Annotated in this window: 17 protein-coding genes; 16 read left to right on the forward strand and 1 reads right to left on the reverse strand. The window is 71.9% G+C overall.

All coding sequences use genetic code 11. The annotated features are described in order from the left end of the window. Positions 1–22 precede the first annotated feature (22 nt). From IG62_RS0115915 to ffh, 4 genes are all read left to right on the forward strand, one after another. Positions 23–1363 carry an ammonium transporter gene (locus tag IG62_RS0115915; protein ID WP_030802418.1) on the forward strand — a complete coding sequence of 447 codons (1341 nt, stop codon included), beginning with the start codon at positions 23–25 and terminating at the stop codon, positions 1361–1363. Then, a complete protein-coding gene (locus tag IG62_RS0115920; RefSeq protein ID WP_030802420.1) occupies positions 1360–1698 on the forward strand; it encodes a P-II family nitrogen regulator in 339 nt (112 codons plus the stop codon). Before IG62_RS0115915 ends, IG62_RS0115920 begins: the two co-directional genes overlap by 4 nt. A gap of 171 nt (positions 1699–1869) precedes the next feature. Further along, positions 1870–4362: a [protein-PII] uridylyltransferase gene (locus IG62_RS0115925; RefSeq protein ID WP_030802422.1), complete on the forward strand. Its 2493-nt coding sequence runs from the start codon at positions 1870–1872 to the stop codon at positions 4360–4362. Positions 4363–4508: 146 nt separating this feature from the next. Then, complete coding sequence (ffh, locus tag IG62_RS0115930; protein WP_030802424.1) at positions 4509–6062, forward strand: signal recognition particle protein; 1554 nt, start codon at positions 4509–4511, stop codon at positions 6060–6062. Between the two features lie 93 nt (positions 6063–6155). On the opposite strand, the gene IG62_RS0115935 is transcribed toward ffh, so the two are convergent. Next, on the reverse strand, positions 6156–7022 hold the full coding sequence (locus IG62_RS0115935; RefSeq protein WP_030802426.1) for a methyltransferase domain-containing protein: 867 nt from the start codon (positions 7020–7022) through the stop codon (positions 6156–6158). A gap of 590 nt (positions 7023–7612) precedes the next feature. Between IG62_RS0115935 and IG62_RS0115940 the strand changes: the two genes are divergently transcribed. The 12 genes from IG62_RS0115940 to IG62_RS0115995 all read left to right on the forward strand — a co-directional run bounded on the left by IG62_RS0115940 (position 7613) and on the right by IG62_RS0115995 (position 15871). Beyond that, positions 7613–8203: a hypothetical protein gene (locus IG62_RS0115940; protein WP_030415776.1), complete on the forward strand. Its 591-nt coding sequence runs from the start codon at positions 7613–7615 to the stop codon at positions 8201–8203. Positions 8204–8358: 155 nt separating this feature from the next. Next, a complete protein-coding gene (gene rpsP, locus IG62_RS0115945; protein WP_030415777.1) occupies positions 8359–8799 on the forward strand; it encodes a 30S ribosomal protein S16 in 441 nt (146 codons plus the stop codon). A gap of 2 nt (positions 8800–8801) precedes the next feature. Then, positions 8802–9041, forward strand: a complete 240-nt coding sequence (locus tag IG62_RS0115950) for an RNA-binding protein (protein WP_003980229.1) — start codon at positions 8802–8804, stop codon at positions 9039–9041. Between the two features lie 77 nt (positions 9042–9118). Beyond that, on the forward strand, positions 9119–9664 hold the full coding sequence (gene rimM, locus IG62_RS0115955; protein ID WP_030802428.1) for a ribosome maturation factor RimM: 546 nt from the start codon (positions 9119–9121) through the stop codon (positions 9662–9664). Then, complete coding sequence (gene trmD / locus IG62_RS0115960; protein ID WP_030802431.1) at positions 9664–10473, forward strand: tRNA (guanosine(37)-N1)-methyltransferase TrmD; 810 nt, start codon at positions 9664–9666, stop codon at positions 10471–10473. Before rimM ends, trmD begins: the two co-directional genes overlap by 1 nt. 134 nt (positions 10474–10607) lie before the next feature. Continuing rightward, positions 10608–10955, forward strand: coding sequence for a 50S ribosomal protein L19 (rplS, locus tag IG62_RS0115965; RefSeq protein WP_030802433.1), 348 nt, complete (start codon positions 10608–10610; stop codon positions 10953–10955). 96 nt (positions 10956–11051) lie between these two features. Next, positions 11052–11816 (forward strand): signal peptidase I, encoded by a 765-nt coding sequence (gene lepB, locus IG62_RS0115970; RefSeq protein ID WP_030802435.1) that lies wholly within the window; start codon positions 11052–11054, stop codon positions 11814–11816. Further along, positions 11809–12918: a signal peptidase I gene (gene lepB / locus IG62_RS0115975; RefSeq protein ID WP_030802437.1), complete on the forward strand. Its 1110-nt coding sequence runs from the start codon at positions 11809–11811 to the stop codon at positions 12916–12918. The genes lepB (IG62_RS0115970) and lepB (IG62_RS0115975) overlap by 8 nt, the downstream gene beginning before the upstream one ends. After that, positions 12872–13954, forward strand: coding sequence for a signal peptidase I (gene lepB, locus IG62_RS0115980; RefSeq protein ID WP_199812478.1), 1083 nt, complete (start codon positions 12872–12874; stop codon positions 13952–13954). The genes lepB (IG62_RS0115975) and lepB (IG62_RS0115980) overlap by 47 nt, the downstream gene beginning before the upstream one ends. Before the next feature lie 312 nt (positions 13955–14266). After that, on the forward strand, positions 14267–14995 hold the full coding sequence (lepB, locus tag IG62_RS0115985) for a signal peptidase I (RefSeq protein WP_030802441.1): 729 nt from the start codon (positions 14267–14269) through the stop codon (positions 14993–14995). Then, positions 14988–15524 carry an NUDIX hydrolase gene (locus IG62_RS0115990; RefSeq protein WP_234326553.1) on the forward strand — a complete coding sequence of 179 codons (537 nt, stop codon included), beginning with the start codon at positions 14988–14990 and terminating at the stop codon, positions 15522–15524. Before lepB (IG62_RS0115985) ends, IG62_RS0115990 begins: the two co-directional genes overlap by 8 nt. Before the next feature lie 38 nt (positions 15525–15562). Beyond that, positions 15563–15871 (forward strand): DUF2469 domain-containing protein, encoded by a 309-nt coding sequence (locus IG62_RS0115995; protein ID WP_005311352.1) that lies wholly within the window; start codon positions 15563–15565, stop codon positions 15869–15871. The last annotated feature ends 346 nt before the right edge of the window (positions 15872–16217 follow it).

Here is a 16217-nt window from a genome sequence, read left to right on the forward strand (position 1 = left end):
CATCGACGACGAGGAGACGCCGATGCCCCCAGGCATCCTGACGATCGCGGCAGACAAGGTGACGCTCAGCCCGGCCAACACCGGGTTCATGCTGGTCTGCTCCGCACTGGTGATGATCATGACCCCCGGACTCGCCTTCTTCTACGGCGGCATGGTCCGGGTCAAGAGCGTGCTGAACATGCTGATGATGAGCTTCATCAGCCTGGGCATCGTCACGATCCTGTGGGTCCTGTACGGCTTCGGCCTCGCCTTCGGTGACGACGCCGGCGGCTTCCTCGGCTGGAACGGCTCGTTCGCCGGCCTCAGCGGCATCGGCCTGACCCAGCTGTGGGGGGCCACCACCATCCCGATCTACGTCTTCGCGGTCTTCCAGCTGATGTTCGCGATCATCACGCCCGCGCTGATCAGCGGTGCGCTCGCGGACCGGGTGAAGTTCACCGCCTGGGCGCTGTTCATCACGCTGTGGGTCACCGTCGTCTACTTCCCCGTGGCCCACTGGGTCTGGGCCGAGGGCGGCTGGCTGTTCGACCTGGGCGTGATCGACTTCGCCGGCGGCACGGCCGTCCACATCAACGCCGGTGCCGCAGCGCTCGGCGTCATCCTCGTCGTCGGCAAGCGCATCGGCTTCAAGAAGGACCCGATGCGGCCGCACAGCCTGCCGCTGGTGATGCTCGGCGCGGGCCTGCTGTGGTTCGGCTGGTTCGGCTTCAACGCCGGCTCCTGGCTCGGCAACGACGACGGCGTCGGCGCGGTCGCCTTCGTCAACACCCAGGTCGCCACCGCCGCCGCGATGCTCGGCTGGCTCGCGTACGAAAAGCTCCGGCACGGCTCCTTCACCACCCTCGGCGCGGCCTCCGGCGCGGTCGCCGGACTGGTCGCCATCACCCCGGCCTGCGGCTGCGTCAGCCCGCTCGGCGCCATCGCGGTCGGCGTGATCGCCGGTGTGCTGTGCGCGATGGCCGTCAACCTGAAGTACAAGTTCGGCTACGACGACTCCCTCGACGTGATCGGCGTGCACCTCGTCGGCGGTGTCACCGGCTCCCTGCTGATCGGCCTGTTCGCCACCGGCGGGGTGCAGAGCAAGGCCAAGGGCCTGTTCTACGGCGGCGGCTTCGATCAGCTCGGCAAGCAGACCGTCGGAGTGGTCTGCGTACTCCTCTACTCCCTCGTGGTCAGCTACGTCCTTGCCAAGGTCATCGACCTGGTGATGGGCTTCCGGGTCAGCGAGGACGAGGAGATCTCCGGTATCGACCAGGCCGCGCACGCGGAGACCGCGTACGACTTCACCGGCGCGGGCGGCGGTACCGCGGCCCGCAAGGGACCGGCACTCGGCGAGGCCCTGACGAAGAAGGTGGACGCGTGAAGCTCATCACGGCAGTAATCAAGCCGCACCGGCTGGACGAGGTGAAGAACGCCCTGCAGGCCTTCGGGGTGCACGGTCTGACCGTCACCGAGGCCAGCGGCTACGGCCGGCAGCGCGGGCACACGGAGGTGTACCGCGGCGCGGAGTACACCGTCGACCTGGTGCCCAAGATCCGGATCGAGGTGCTCGTCGAGGACGCGGACGCCGAGGAACTCGTCGACATCGTCGTCAAGGCGGCCCGCACCGGAAAGATCGGCGACGGCAAGGTCTGGAGCATCCCGGTCGACGACGCGGTGCGCGTCCGCACCGGCGAGCGGGGGCCGGACGCGCTCTGACGCACCCGGGACGGCCGGCCGTCCGCCGCCCGCGCGGCGGAGGGCCGCCCGTCCGGCCGCGGCCCGTACCGGGCATGCGGGGCGGGCCGAGGACACGCGAGGGCTGCGGCCCCGGCGTACGGCGGGGGCCACGGGGCAGGCGGGGGACAACACGACCAAGGAGCCGTTCAGTTGACCGACAGCGTCGAGGGCACGACAGGACCGGCCGCAGCGTCCGCACAGGACGCCGGGCCCGCGGACGGCGGCGGGTACCCCGCGGCCCGGGTGCGGCTGCTCCAGGACGAGAAGACCACCGGACCCGACCGCCGCGCCGCCCTCGCCCGGCTCACCGACGAGTGGCTGGCCGGCCTGCTGACCCGGCACACCACCGCCGCCGGCCTGTCCGGCACCGCACTCGTCGCGGTCGGCGGCTACGGCCGCGGCGAACTCTCCCCCCGCAGCGACCTCGACCTGCTCCTGCTCCACGACGGACGCGCCGACCCGCGCGCCCTGGCCGCGCTCGCCGACCGGCTCTGGTACCCCGTTTGGGACCTCGGCATGGCCCTCGACCACTCCGTCCGCACCCCCGCCGAGGCCCGCCGGGCCGCCCGCGACGACCTCAAGGTGCAGCTGGGGCTGCTCGATGCCCGCCACCTGGCCGGCGACGCGGAACTGAGCGCCCGGCTGCGCTCCGCGGCGTACGCCGACTGGCGCGAGAGCGCCCCCAAGCGGCTGCCGGAGCTGCACGCCCTGTGCCAGGAGCGCGCCGAGCGCCAGGGCGAGCTGCAGTACCTCCTCGAACCGGACCTCAAGGAGGCCAGGGGCGGGCTGCGTGACGCCACCGCACTCCGGGCGGTCGCCGCCTCCTGGCTCGCCGACGCACCCCGCGGCGGCCTGGAAGCCGCCCGCACCCTCCTCCTCGACACCCGCGACGCGCTCCACCTCACCACCGGGCGCGCCACCGACCGGCTCTCCCTCCAGGAACAGGACCAGGTCGCCGCCGCCCTCGGAGTGCTCGACGCGGACGCCCTGCTCCGCCAGACCTACGAAGCCGCCCGCACCATCTCCTACGCCGCCGACGTCACCTGGCGCGAGGTCGGCCGGGTGCTGCGCGCCCGCGCCGTCAAGCCCGTCCTGCGCGGCCTGCTGACCGGCCGCACCGCCGCCAAGGGGGAGCGCTCACCGCTCGCCGAGGGCGTCGTGGAACTCGACGGGGAAGCGGTACTGGCCCGCACCGCCCGCCCCGAACGCGACCCGGTGCTCGTCCTGCGCGCCGCGGCCGCCGCAGCCCAGGCCGGCCTGCCGCTGGCCACCGCCGCGATCCGCCGCTGCGCCACCGCCCTCGCCACCCGGCCGCTGCCCGAGCCCTGGCCCGCCGAGGCCCTGGAACAGCTGGTCACACTGCTCGGCGCGGGCGCGCCCACGGTGCCCGTATGGGAGGCGCTGGAGGCCGAGGGCGTCATCACCCGGCTGCTGCCCGACTGGGAGCGGGTCCGCTGCCGCCCGCAACGCAACCCCGTCCACACCTGGACCGTCGACCGCCACCTGGTCGAGACCGCCGTACGGGCCGCCGCGCTCACCCGCCGGGTGCACCGCCCCGACCTGCTGCTGGTCGCCGCGCTGCTGCACGACATCGGCAAGGGCTGGCCCGGCGACCACTCGGTGGCCGGCGAGACCATCGCCCGCGACATGGCCGCCCGGCTCGGCTTCGACGCCCGCGACACCGCGGTGATCGCCACCCTCGTCCGCCACCACCTGCTGCTCGTCGAGACCGCCACCCGGCGCGATCTGGACGACCCGGAGACCGTCGGCGCGGTCGCCGACGCGGTCGGCACCACCCGCACCCTGGAACTCCTGCACGCCCTCACCGAGGCCGACGCGCTGGCCACCGGGCCCGCCGCCTGGAGCGCCTGGCGCGGCGGACTCGTCGCCGACCTGGTGAAACGGGTCGCGGCACGGCTCGCCGGGGAACCCGAGGCGGAACCACGCGGCGCCGACGGGCCGACCGCGGAACAGGAACGGCTGGCCATGGAGGCCGGACGCACCGGCGGCCCGGTCCTCGCGCTGCGCACCCGCGCCGAGCCCCCCGCCGAGGACGCGCCCGCGGCGGACGCACCGGAACCGGTCGGCGTCGAGCTGCTGATCGCCGTCCCCGACCAGCCGGGCGTACTGCCCGCCGCCGCCGGGGTGCTGGCCCTGCACCGGCTCGCCGTGCGCGCCGCCGACCTGCAGCTCCTGGACCCGATCGGCGACGGCCCGGTGCTGCTGCTCAGCTGGCGGGTGGCCGCCGAATACGGCTCGCTGCCGGAGGCCGACCGGCTCCGCGCCGACCTGGTCCGCGCCCTGGACGGCTCCCTCGACGTCCCCGCCCGGCTCGCCGAACGCGAACGCGCCTACGCCCGCCGGGCCCGTGCCGTACACGCCCCGCCACCCCGGGTCACCGTCGCCGCCGGCAGCTCCCGCACCGCCACCGTCATCGAGGTCCGCGCCCACGACGCGCACGGCCTGCTGCACCGCATCGGCCGGGCCCTGGAGACCGCCCGGGTGGCCGTCCGCAGCGCCCACATCAGCACCCTGGGCGCGGACGCGGTCGATGCCTTCTACGTCACCAGCACCGATGGCGCGCCCCTGACCGACGCGGCGGCCCACGAGGTCGCGGCGGCGGTGGAGGCGGCGCTGCAGTAGCCGCACGGACCGGTGCGGGGAGCGGGCGGGCCCGGTGTCCCGTAACGGGGCGGGAAACAGGGCAGGAACTGTTCGCTTGCCGGGCCCGATACCCTAGAAGCCGACTGACCGCACCCCGCCCCCGACCCCGAGGATCGACGACCGCCGTGTTCGATACGCTTTCCGACCGCTTGGCGAGTACTTTCAAAAACCTCCGGGGCAAGGGACGCCTGAGCGAGGCGGACATCGACGCCACGGCGCGCGAGATCCGCATCGCTCTCCTTGAGGCGGACGTCGCCCTCCCCGTCGTCCGGGCCTTCATCAAGCAGGTCAAGGAGCGCGCCCTCGGCTCCGAGGTCTCCCAGGCGCTGAACCCGGCCCAGCAGGTCATCAAGATCGTCAACGAGGAGCTCATCGGCATCCTCGGCGGCGAGACCCGCCGGCTCCGCTTCGCCAAGCAGCCGCCGACCGTGATCATGCTCGCCGGCCTCCAGGGCGCCGGTAAGACCACCCTCGCCGGAAAGCTCGGCCGCTGGCTCAAGGGGCAGGGCCACGCCCCGCTGCTGGTCGCCTGTGACCTCCAGCGCCCCAACGCCGTCAACCAGCTCCAGGTCGTCTCCGAGCGCGCGGGCGTCGCCTTCTACGGCCCCGAGCCGGGCAACGGCGTCGGCGACCCGGTCCAGGTCGCCAAGGACTCGATCGAGTACGCGCGGACCAAGCAGCACGACGTCGTGATCGTCGACACCGCCGGCCGCCTCGGCATCGACGCCGAGATGATGCAGCAGGCCGCGGACATCCGCGACGCGGTCGGCCCGGACGAGGTCCTCTTCGTCGTCGACGCGATGATCGGTCAGGACGCGGTCAACACCGCCGAGGCGTTCCGCGACGGCGTCGGCTTCGACGGCGTGGTGCTCTCCAAGCTGGACGGCGACGCCCGCGGTGGTGCCGCGCTCTCCGTCGCGCACGTCACCGGCAAGCAGATCATGTTCGCCTCCAACGGCGAGAAGCTGGACGACTTCGACGCGTTCCACCCGGACCGCATGGCGTCCCGCATCCTCGGCATGGGCGACATGCTCAGCCTGATCGAGAAGGCCGAGCAGACCTTCAGCCAGGCCGAGGCCGAGAAGATGGCGGCCAAGCTGGCGAAGGGCCCCAAGGAGTTCACGCTCGACGACTTCCTGGCCCAGATGGAGCAGGTCAGGAAGATGGGCAGCATCAGCAAGCTGCTCGGCATGCTGCCCGGCATGGGCCAGATGAAGGACCAGATCAACAACCTCGACGAGCGCGAGGTCGACCGCACCGCCGCCGTCATCAAGTCCATGACGCCGGCCGAGCGCCAGGACCCGACGATCATCAACGGCTCGCGCCGCGCCCGTATCGCCCGGGGTTCCGGCGTCGACGTCAGCATGGTCAAGAACCTGGTCGAGCGGTTCTTCGACGCCCGCAAGATGATGTCCAAGATGACCCAGGGCGGCATGCCCGGGATGCCGGGCATGCCGGGGATGCCCGGCATGGGAGGCGGCGCACGGAAGAAGAAGCAGGTCAAGCAGGCCAAGGGCAAGCGGAAGAGCGGCAACCCGATGAAGCGCAAGGCCGACGAGCAGGCCGCGGCCGCCCGCCGCGAGGCCGCCCAGGCCGGCAACCCGCTCGGTCTGCCGCAGGCCGACCAGGACCCGAAGAACTTCGAACTCCCCGAGGAATTCAAGAAGTTCATGGGCTGACGGACCCCCGGCACCCCGCCGTACGCATCGCGAGCCCCCGGCCACACCCCGTGGCCGGGGGCTCGGCGCGTCGACAGCGGCCCCGGGCGCCGGCTACCGCGTCCGCGCGATCAGATAGCGGAAGACATTCGGCATCCACACCGTCCCGTCCGGACGCTGATGCGGATGCAGCGCCTCCGCGAGCTCCTTCTCCACCTGACGCTGCTCGGCCACCCGCAGCGCCGCGTCGAACACGCCCGTCGACAGCAGCCCGCGCACCGCACTCGTCAGGTCCGCGTACCCGAACGGGCAGGCCACCCGCCCCGAACCGTCCGGCCGCAGCCCGGCCCGCTCCGCCAGGTCCTCCAGATCGTCCCGGCCGCTGGGCTGCCACCCCGCGGACCCGGCCGCCCGGTCACTGCCGGCACCGGCCAGCCGCTGCGCCACCCGCAGCACCCCGGCCGTGGCGCACCGCTCCACCGGACCCCAGCCGCCCAGCACCACCGCGCTGCCGCGCTCGGCCAGCCCGGCCGCCGCGGTCAGCGACGCCGCCAGCCCCTCGACGGTGCTCACACACCCCACCGGATGGAACGCGGTGACCACGTTGAACGTGGTGTCCCCGGACGCCGCCGCCTCCAGGCCGCCGCTGACCACCCGGGTGTGCTCCGGCATGCCGTCCGGCGTGAGCCGCTCGCGCGCCAGCTCCAGCCGGGACTCGTCCGCGTCCACCCCGCTCACCTGCGCCCCGCGGGCCGCCGCCAGCAGCAGCGCCAGACCGGAACCACAGCCGAGCCCGAGGAGCCGGGTGCCCGGCCCCACCCCCAGCCGGTCGTACGCGGCTTCGTAGAGCGGGACCAGCATCCCCTCCTGGATCTCGGCCCAGTCGCGGGCGCGCGCCCGCGACCCGGCCGGTAGGGGCGGGCCCTCACAGCGCAGGGAAGCAGAGTCCGGAAGCTGGTGCCGTACGAGCGTGGGTGACATCGATAGCGCCCCTATTCGCCGAGAACCGAACCTGTGCCGTACCGATCGCCCCCGTCAACACGCGTGGTGCGCCCCCGCAACCCAGACAACTGCGCATCCGTCCGGGCGTCCAGGGGGTGCGCCGGGGTTGTCTCCCGCGCGCCCCCGTATGCGCCGGGGCCGCTCCCTGAAGCGCCGTTCCAGGGTGCCCCGGTCGGCGCCGTTCCGCCACGCCAGCGTTCCCGCCGGGGTCGCTTCCGCACCTCCGTGCGCCCTCGCCCGGCGCCCGCGCGCGGCCCTACGGTGGGGTACGGGCCGGTGCGGGAACGCACGGGTAGGCCCCGTAGCATCGCCGCGGCGCGCTCCGTAGTGGCCGGCCGTCGTTACGCCGTACGGCGTACCCGGGTGCGCGCGGGGGCCTTCCCCGGCCTCGGACACTCCGGTGCATACGCGGGGATACGTCCCGGCTTGCGGCCCGGTGGGCGGCTTCTGTGCAGATCGGGGTAGGCGCCCTCCCACGCGGCGCATGGCCGGAAACTGACTGGTACGTGCAAATTATTTGGGATGGCCCGGAATCGGAACACTGAGCCTCCCTGGCTCGTTGTTACGACGTGAGCACGACACCGCCTGTTCTCGCCGCCGAGCTGGCGCTCGCGTGGGCCGACATTCAACGGCACCACCCCGAGCTGCCGGACCTGGCCGCGCCCGAGTCCCTGATCGGAGAGTCCTCGTCCGCCTGCGGCGCCGAACTCTCCTTCGAACGGCTGCTCCATGAGGCAGTCCACGGCATCGCCGCCGCCCGCGGCGTCCGCGACACCTCCCGGGCAGGCCGCTACCACAACCGCCGATTCCTGGCGATCGCCGAGGAACTGGGCCTGGACCACGCCGACGAGCCGCACCCCAGCAGCGGCTTCTCGCTGGTCACGCTCAACCCCGAAGCCAGACGGCGCTACCGCCCGACCATCGAACGGCTCGGCAGAGCCCTCAAGGCGCATTCGGCCGCGACCGCCACCGACACCGCCCGCAGCTTCCGGGGCCCGGCCGCCCGGCACGGCTCCTCCGGGGGCGGCGTCCGCGTCAAGGCCGTCTGCGACTGCGGGCGCAATGTCCGGGTCGTTCCGTCCGTCCTCGCACAGGCTCCGATCGTCTGCGGCGGCTGCGGCAAACCCTTCCGGATCCCTGAGGTGGCCGCGGTCGGCTGACCCAAACGCGTGTGGCACAATGGCTAGCTGTACTCGACAGTCGCACAGGACCCCTCTCTCCTCCGGCTGACGCGTCCATCGGGCACTCGGGTACCGCAACCCCACGCGGCAGCTCGCCGTGCCCAACCACGTCAAATCCAGGAGAACCCACTCCCGTGGCAGTCAAGATCAAGCTGAAGCGTCTGGGCAAGATCCGTTCGCCTCACTACCGCATCGTCGTTGCCGACTCCCGTACCCGCCGTGACGGCCGGGCCATCGAGGAGATCGGCCTGTACCACCCGGTGCAGAACCCCTCGCGCATCGAGGTCGACTCCGAGCGTGCGCAGTACTGGCTGAGCGTCGGCGCCCAGCCGACCGAGCCGGTTCTCGCCATCCTGAAGAAGACCGGCGACTGGCAGAAGTTCAAGGGCGAGCCCGCCCCGGCGCCGCTGCTGGTGGCCGAGCCGAAGGCCGACAAGCGCGCCCTCTTCGAGGCCGCTGCCAAGGCTTCCGGTGACGAGCCGAAGGGTGAGGCCATCACCCCGAAGGCGAAGAAGACTGACAAGAAGGCGGACGAGGCTGCGGCCGAGTCCACCTCCGAGTCCTCCGAGGCCTGAGCATGCTCGAGGAAGCCCTCGAGCACCTCGTCAAGGGCATCGTCGACAACCCCGATGACGTGCAGGTAGCCTCGCGCACCCTGCGCCGCGGGCGGGTGCTGGAGGTCCGGGTCCACCCCGACGACCTCGGCAAGGTGATCGGCCGCAACGGCCGCACCGCCCGCGCGCTGCGGACCGTCGTCGGCGCCATCGGCGGCCGCGGCATCCGCGTCGACCTCGTCGACGTGGACCAGGTCCGCTGACACGTTGAACACCGGCTCGGGCCGGGGAGGGCTTCGGCCCGCCCCGGCCCGTAGTCGTCGTCAAGGGAGAAACAAGCGTGCAGTTGGTAGTGGCGCGGATCGGCCGCGCCCACGGCATCAAGGGCGAGGTCACCGTCGAGGTGCGCACCGACGAGCCGGAGCTCCGGCTCGCGCCCGGCGCCGTCCTGGCCACCGACCCGTCCTCCGTGGGACCGCTGACCATCGCGACCGGCCGGGTCCACAGCGGCCGGCTGCTGCTGCGCTTCGAAGGCGTCGCCGACCGCACCGCCGCCGAGGCGCTGCGCAACACCCTCCTGATCGCCGAGGTCGACCCCGACGAGGTCCCCGAGGACCCGGAGGAGTTCTACGACCACCAGCTGATCGATCTCGACGTGGTCACCCGCGACGGCACCACCGTCGGCCGGATCTCCGAGATCTCCCACCTGCCCTACCAGGACCTGCTGGTCGTCGAACGCCCCGACGGCAGCGAGGTCCTGATCCCGTTCGTCGCCGAGATCGTCCCGGAGATCGATCTGGAGGAGCAGCGCGCCGTCATCGAACCGCCGGCCGGTCTTCTCGACGACAGCCAGGCTGAGATCGCTTCGGGCCGCGAGGACAGCTGATGCGGCTCGACGTCGTCACGATCTTCCCCGAGTACCTCGAACCGCTGAACGTCTCCCTGGTCGGCAAGGCGCGCGCCCGGGGCCAGCTCGACGTGCGCATCCACGACCTGCGGCAGTGGACGCACGACAAGCACCACACCGTCGACGACACCCCCTACGGCGGCGGGCCCGGCATGGTCATGAAGCCGGAACCCTGGGGCGAGGCGCTGGACGCCGTCCTGGCCTCCGGCGAGGGCGAGCCGGTCATCGTCGTCCCCACCCCCAGCGGCGTGCCGTTCACCCAGCAGCTCGCCGTGGAACTCTCCACCAAGCCCTGGCTGGTCTTCACCCCCGCCCGCTACGAAGGCATCGACCGCCGCGTCATCGAGGAATACGGCGACCGGGTCGACGTCCGCGAGGTGTCCATCGGCGACTACGTCCTGGCCGGCGGGGAGGCCCCGGTCCTGGTCATGGTCGAGGCGGTGGCCCGGCTGCTGCCCGGCGTCCTCGGCAACGCCGCCTCCCACCAGGACGACTCCTTCGCCCCCGGTCCGATGGCCGACCTCCTGGAGGGGCCCGTCTACACCAAGCCTCCCGAGTGGCGCGACCGTACGATCCCCGAGGTGCTGCTCAGCGGCCACCACGGAAAGATCGCCCGCTGGCGCCGGGACCAGGCGTTCCGCCGCACCGTCCGCAACCGCCCGGATCTGATCGAGCGCGCCGACCCCGCCGCGTTCGACAAACACGACCGCGCGATCCTCGCCGCCCTGGGCTGGGCGCCCGGGGAGGACGGCCGATTTGGGCGGACGACCGGGGCCGTGGAAGAATAGGCCGCTGTTGTGTGCGTCCGGCGCGCGCCCCTGCCACAGGGGGAACGACGCCCGCCCGACGGAACAGCATCCAAAAACTCCTTTATCGATATTCCGTTGATGACCTGTGGCATCAGCGAAGAAAGCAGTGGGTCATGCACCTTCTCGACACCGTCGACTCCGCGTCGCTGCGCAGCGACATCCCGGCCTTCCGCCCCGGTGACACGATCAACGTCCACGTCCGCGTCATCGAGGGCAACCGCTCCCGTGTGCAGCAGTTCAAGGGCGTCGTCATCCGCCGTCAGGGCTCGGGCGTCCGCGAGACCTTCACGGTCCGCAAGGTCAGCTTCTCCGTCGGCGTCGAGCGCACCTTCCCGGTGCACACCCCGATCGTCGAGAAGATCGAGGTCGTGACCCGCGGTGACGTCCGTCGCGCCAAGCTGTACTACCTCCGCGAGCTGCGCGGCAAGGCCGCCAAGATCAAGGAGAAGCGCGAGAGCTGAGCCGCGCCGCCCCGGAGCGCGATTTTTTGCGCCCCGGCAACGCAAAGCCCTTCTCGCGCCGGGTGTCCGGATCCGGCCGGATAGGCTCAGGGCCCGATGGACACCGACGCACATCTCACGGAGCGCGACCCCTCTCCCACCCCCGACGCGGGGCCGGAGCAGGGGTCGCGCTCCGCGCGTTTCACCGCCCGCCTCGCCGGGCTGCGCCACCGGCCGGTGACCCTGCTCGCGCTCTGCGTGGCCTTCGTCCTGCTGCTGAGCGCCTTCGTCGCGCAACCGTTCCTGATCCCCAGCTCGTCCATGGAGAACACCCTCCAGATCGGGGACCGGGTGCTGGTCAACAAGCTGGCGTACCGTTTCGGCAGCGCGCCCGCGCGGGGCGACGTGGTGGTGTTCGACGGCACCGGGTCGTTCGTTCACAGGGAGCAGGGGGAGAATCCCGTCACGGGTCTGCTGCGCGGCGCCGGAGCGGCGCTGGGCCTGGCCCGGCCCGCCGACACCGACTACGTCAAGCGCGTGATCGGCATCGGCGGCGACCATGTGACCTGCTGCGACAAACGGGGGCGGATCGAAGTGAACGGTGAGCCCGTCGACGAGGGCTATCTCCACCCGGGGGACGCGCCGTCCTCGGTGGAGTTCGACATCGTGGTGCCGGAAGGGAAGCTCTGGGTCATGGGGGATCACCGCGCACGGTCCAGCGATTCCCGCGACCACCTCGGCGAACCGGGCGGCGGCACGGTCCCGGTCGACGAGGTCATCGGCCGGGCGGACCTGATCACCTGGCCGGTGAGCCGCTGGCGCACGATCGACACACCGGGTTCCTTCGCCCGGATACCGGCCCCGGCAGGCCCCCATGGGTAGCCGCGGACGCCCCCGGCACGGGCGCCAAGGCGGCAACGAGACCAGGCGAGGGACGGGCCGCGCGTACGACGGGGGCAGCGGCGCGTACGGCGAGGGGGGCGGCGCGTACGGCGATGCCGCGGCGCCCGGGGAGGCCCGGGCGGGCGGAGCCGGCGGAGGTGCCACACCGCGGCGCCCGGCGACCGGCGGGCGGGCCGAACGGCGCCGCCAGGCCAAGCGGATCAAACGCCGCAGGCAGCGCTCCTACCTGAAGGAAATCCCCATCCTGGTGGGCGTGGCGCTGGCCATCGCCCTCGTACTGAAGACGTTCCTCGTCCAGGCCTTCGTCATCCCGTCCGGCTCCATGGAGCAGACGATCAGGATTGGCGACCGGGTGCTGGTCGACAAGCTCACCCCCTGGTTCGGCTCCAAGCCGGAACGCGGCGACGTGGTGGTCTTCAAGGACCCCGGAGGGTGGCTCAAGGGCGAGCAGCACCAGCCGACGGACGACGGGGGCGCCTTCCAGCCGGTCAAGGACGCCATGACCTTCATCGGGCTGCTGCCGTCGGCCGACGAGCAGGACCTGATCAAGCGGGTCGTGGCGGTCGGCGGAGACACCGTCAAATGCTGTGACAAGCAGGGCCGGGTGACGGTCAACGGCAGCCCGCTCACCGAGCCGTACATCCATCCGGGCAATCCGCCGTCCCAGATCAAGTTCACCGTCAGCGTCCCCACCGGGCGGATCTTTGTGATGGGCGACCACCGTTCGGACTCCGCCGATTCGCGCTTCCACCTGGACGAGCCGTACCGTGGCACGGTCTCGGAGGGCAACGTCGTGGGCCGGGCAGTGGTGATCGCCTGGCCGTTCAGCCACTGGCGGCGCCTCGAAGAGCCGGACACGTTCGGGACGGTGCGCGACGCGCCGGGCGCCAAGGCGTCCGCGGCGGGTGTGCCGCATAGGCTGTCACCCGAGAGTTTGACCGTACTCCCGACCCCTGCGGAACTCCCGCTCGTTATGGGAGTGGTGGGCCTGCACCGGTTGACGGGCGGGCGAGTGCGTGGAGTGAGGAGCAGACGTGGGGGACTTGGCGGTCGGCGCGCGGTCCGGAACCGGAGAGCCTGAAGAGCCGGCAGGACGCGGTGAGACCCCGCAGCCGGCGGCGAGTTCCGTGCCCCAGTCACCAGCACAGTCACGAGCGGAGTCGGAGCCGTCCCGGCCACAGTCACCGGCCGCGGCACGCACGCGGTCCCAGGGCCCGGTGGCCCTGGACAAACCGGACGGTGCCGGCAGACCCGGTCCGGCCGGCGGCTCCGGTGCGACGGACGGTTCAGCGGGTGAGGAGACCGGCGGCAGCATGAAGAAGGGCAAGAAGCCGCGCGCCTTCTGGAAAGAGCTGCCGATTCTGATCGGGATCGCCCTGCTCCTCGCGCTGCTGATCAAGACTTTCCTGGTCCAGGCGTTCTCCATCCCGTCCGACTCGATGCAGGACACCCTGCAGCGCGGGGACCGGGTGCTGGTCGACAAGCTGACCCCGTGGTTCGGCGCGAAGCCGCAGCGCGGTGAGGTCGTCGTCTTCCACGACCCGGGCGGCTGGCTGAACGAAACGCCGACCCCCGAGCCCAACCCCGTGCAGAAGGTCCTCAGCTTCATCGGCCTGATGCCCTCGGCCGAGGAGAAGGACCTGATCAAGCGGGTCATCGCGGTCGGCGGCGACACCGTCGAGTGCCACGGCAGCGGCCCGGTCAAGGTCAACGGCAAGGCGCTGAAGGAAAGCTCGTACGTCTTCCCCGGCGCCACCCCGTGCGGTGACCGCGCGTTCGGCCCGATCCACGTGCCCAAGGGCCGTATCTGGGTGATGGGCGACCACCGCGACGACTCCCTCGACTCCCGCTACCACCAGAACCTCAAGGGGCGCGGCACGGTCTCGGAGGACGAGGTCGTCGGCCGGGCCTTCACCATCGCCTGGCCGGTCAACCGGTGGGCGACCCTGCCGGTCCCGGACACCTTCGACCAGCCGGGCATCGACAAGGCCATGGCGGCGGCTCCGGCGGCCCTCGGGCTGGCCGGTGCGGTACCGCTGGTGCTGTGGCGGCGGCGGAGGCAGGCTGCGGCCGTGGATCCGGGCACCGCGCGTGGCCCGGAGGGCGAACGAGAGTAGAGCGAGAGGTGTGGCCGGATGGTGCCCGTGGGTGCCGTCCGGTGGTGACTGCCCGGGCGATGCCCGGGCAGTCGGCGTTTCGGGGGTCCTCGTGGGGGCTTCCATAGGCTTCTCGTGCGGCGTTTTGCGGCGGCTGGTGGAGGCTTCTCCTGGGACGGGGCCCTTCGGGGTGGTTGGCTTGGTGGGGGCGGGGGCGTCCGCGGACCGGGACCGCGGGCCCGGCCCCAGGTGCTGACCGCACGACGTAACCCCAGGTAAGGTGCCGTCCCGGATCTTCGACGCGGGCCGGGCCTGCGGGGTGGGAGCGCTGGGATGAGCAGCAGTACGGAACACAGGACCGACGGCCGCAGCCGGACGGCGGGCAGTGTGCTGTCCGGTCTCGCGGTGGCCGCCGGCTGTGTGCTGTTCCTCGGCGGCTTCGTATGGGCGGCCCTGATCTACCGCCCCTATACGGTGCCGACCGATTCGATGTCACCGACGATCGCGGCCGGGGCCCGGGTCATCGCCGAGAAGGTGAACGGCTCCGAGATACGCCGCGGCGACATCGTCGTCTTCAAGGACTCCGCCTGGGGCGACCTGCCGATGGTCAAGCGCGTCGTCGGCGTCGGCGGCGATCGGGTCGCCTGCTGCACCAAGCAGGGCCGGCTGACCGTCAACGGCATTCCCATCGAGGAACCGTATCTGCAGGGCAGCGGCCCCGCCTCGCCCGTCGGCTTCAAGGCCAAGGTGCCCACCGGCCAGCTCTTCCTGCTCGGCGACCACCGCAGCGACTCCCTCGACTCCCGCGTCCACCTCACCGACGGCGACCACGGCTCGGTGCCGCGCGGCGCCGTCGCCGCCCGGGTCGACGCCCGCGCCTGGCCGCTCGGCAGCGTCGGCGTGATGCAGCGCCCGGCCGCCTTCTCGGTCCTCCCCGGCGGCACCTCCCAGCCGGGCCCCATCCAGCCCATCACGCTGGTCGTGGTGGCCGGCGCGGTCCTCATCCTCGGCGGCGCGGCCTACGGTCCGATCGCCCGGCGCAAGGGGCGCAAACGTGCCTGAGCGGCTGAACCGGGAAGAAGCGCTGAGGACACAGGACGAGCCGGCCGTCGCCGTTCGCCAGGTCTCCCGCGTCGTCCTCCTCGACCCCGACGACCGGATCCTGCTCCTCCACGGCTTCGAACCGGACGACCCGACCGACACCTGGTGGTTCACCCCTGGTGGCGGCCTGGAAGGCCACGAGACCCACGAGGAGGCCGCCCGCCGGGAACTCGCCGAGGAGACCGGCATCACCGACATCGTCCTCGGCCCCGTCCTGTGGAAGCGGCGCTGCGCCTTCCCCTTCGACGGTCGACGCTGGGAACAGGACGAGTGGTACTACCTGGCGAGAACGGACCGGACTGCCACCCATACGGGAGGGCAGACGGCCCTGGAACGACGCAGCGTCTCGGGACTGAAGTGGTGGACTTCGGCGGAACTGTCCGCCTCGCATGAGACGGTGTACCCGACCAGACTCGCCGAGCTGCTGCGCACACTGCTCGACGAAGGGCCCCCGAGTGCGCCGGTGCTCCTGGAGACCGAGCGGGCCTGACGCACAATAGGGGGACGCACGGCTGAAGGGGATCTGCCATGAGCGCCGAGGACCTCGAAAAGTACGAGACCGAGATGGAGCTGAAGCTCTACCGGGAGTACCGCGACGTCGTCGGGCTGTTCAAATATGTGATCGAGACCGAGCGTCGCTTCTACCTCACCAATGACTACGAGATGCAGGTGCACTCCGTCCAGGGCGAGGTCTTCTTCGAAGTCTCGATGGCGGACGCCTGGGTCTGGGACATGTACCGGCCGGCTCGATTCGTCAAGCAGGTACGCGTCCTCACATTCAAGGACGTGAACATCGAAGAGCTCAACAAGAGCGACCTGGAGCTTCCGGGCAGCTGATCGGCGCGCTCGACGCAGGTGACGCCCGGCGCTCCGGGCGCGGCAGCGGGGAGCGCGGGTGGAGGAGCGCTGGCGTCTTCACCCGACCGGGTGAGCGAGTTGTCCACAACCAGCCGGTTATCCACCAAGATCCAACAGGTCTCGGCGGGGGCGTCACAGTCGGTGCCGGAGGTGGTACCGATGAACGCCACACACGCCCGGCACCCGGCCGGACCCGACACCCAGCCCCCGCCCACGACCCGCCCGAGCCACACGCCACGCACGACCCCCGCGACACCGGGGACACTCCCGGTATCCGCGAAACCCAGCACGACAGCCGCGCAACCCAAGACGGCACCCGCGAAAC

It is taken from the genome of Streptomyces sp. NRRL S-337 (genome assembly GCF_000720175.1).
GTDB lineage: Bacteria > Actinomycetota > Actinomycetes > Streptomycetales > Streptomycetaceae > Streptomyces > Streptomyces siderophoricus.

What these genes read in the sequence shown, in the direction of transcription:
- IG62_RS0115915 (WP_030802418.1), top strand. Translation starts at nt 23, where the DNA reads ATGCCCCCAGGCATCCTGACGATCGCGGCAGACAAGGTGACGCTCAGC.
- IG62_RS0115935 (WP_030802426.1), bottom strand. Translation starts at nt 7,022, where the DNA reads ATGTCACCCACGCTCGTACGGCACCAGCTTCCGGACTCTGCTTCCCTG.
- IG62_RS0115950 (WP_003980229.1), top strand. Translation starts at nt 8,802, where the DNA reads ATGCTCGAGGAAGCCCTCGAGCACCTCGTCAAGGGCATCGTCGACAAC.
- trmD (WP_030802431.1), top strand. Translation starts at nt 9,664, where the DNA reads ATGCGGCTCGACGTCGTCACGATCTTCCCCGAGTACCTCGAACCGCTG.
- rplS (WP_030802433.1), top strand. Translation starts at nt 10,608, where the DNA reads ATGCACCTTCTCGACACCGTCGACTCCGCGTCGCTGCGCAGCGACATC.
- lepB (WP_030802435.1), top strand. Translation starts at nt 11,052, where the DNA reads ATGGACACCGACGCACATCTCACGGAGCGCGACCCCTCTCCCACCCCC.
- lepB (WP_030802437.1), top strand. Translation starts at nt 11,809, where the DNA reads ATGGGTAGCCGCGGACGCCCCCGGCACGGGCGCCAAGGCGGCAACGAG.
- lepB (WP_030802441.1), top strand. Translation starts at nt 14,267, where the DNA reads ATGAGCAGCAGTACGGAACACAGGACCGACGGCCGCAGCCGGACGGCG.
- IG62_RS0115995 (WP_005311352.1), top strand. Translation starts at nt 15,563, where the DNA reads ATGAGCGCCGAGGACCTCGAAAAGTACGAGACCGAGATGGAGCTGAAG.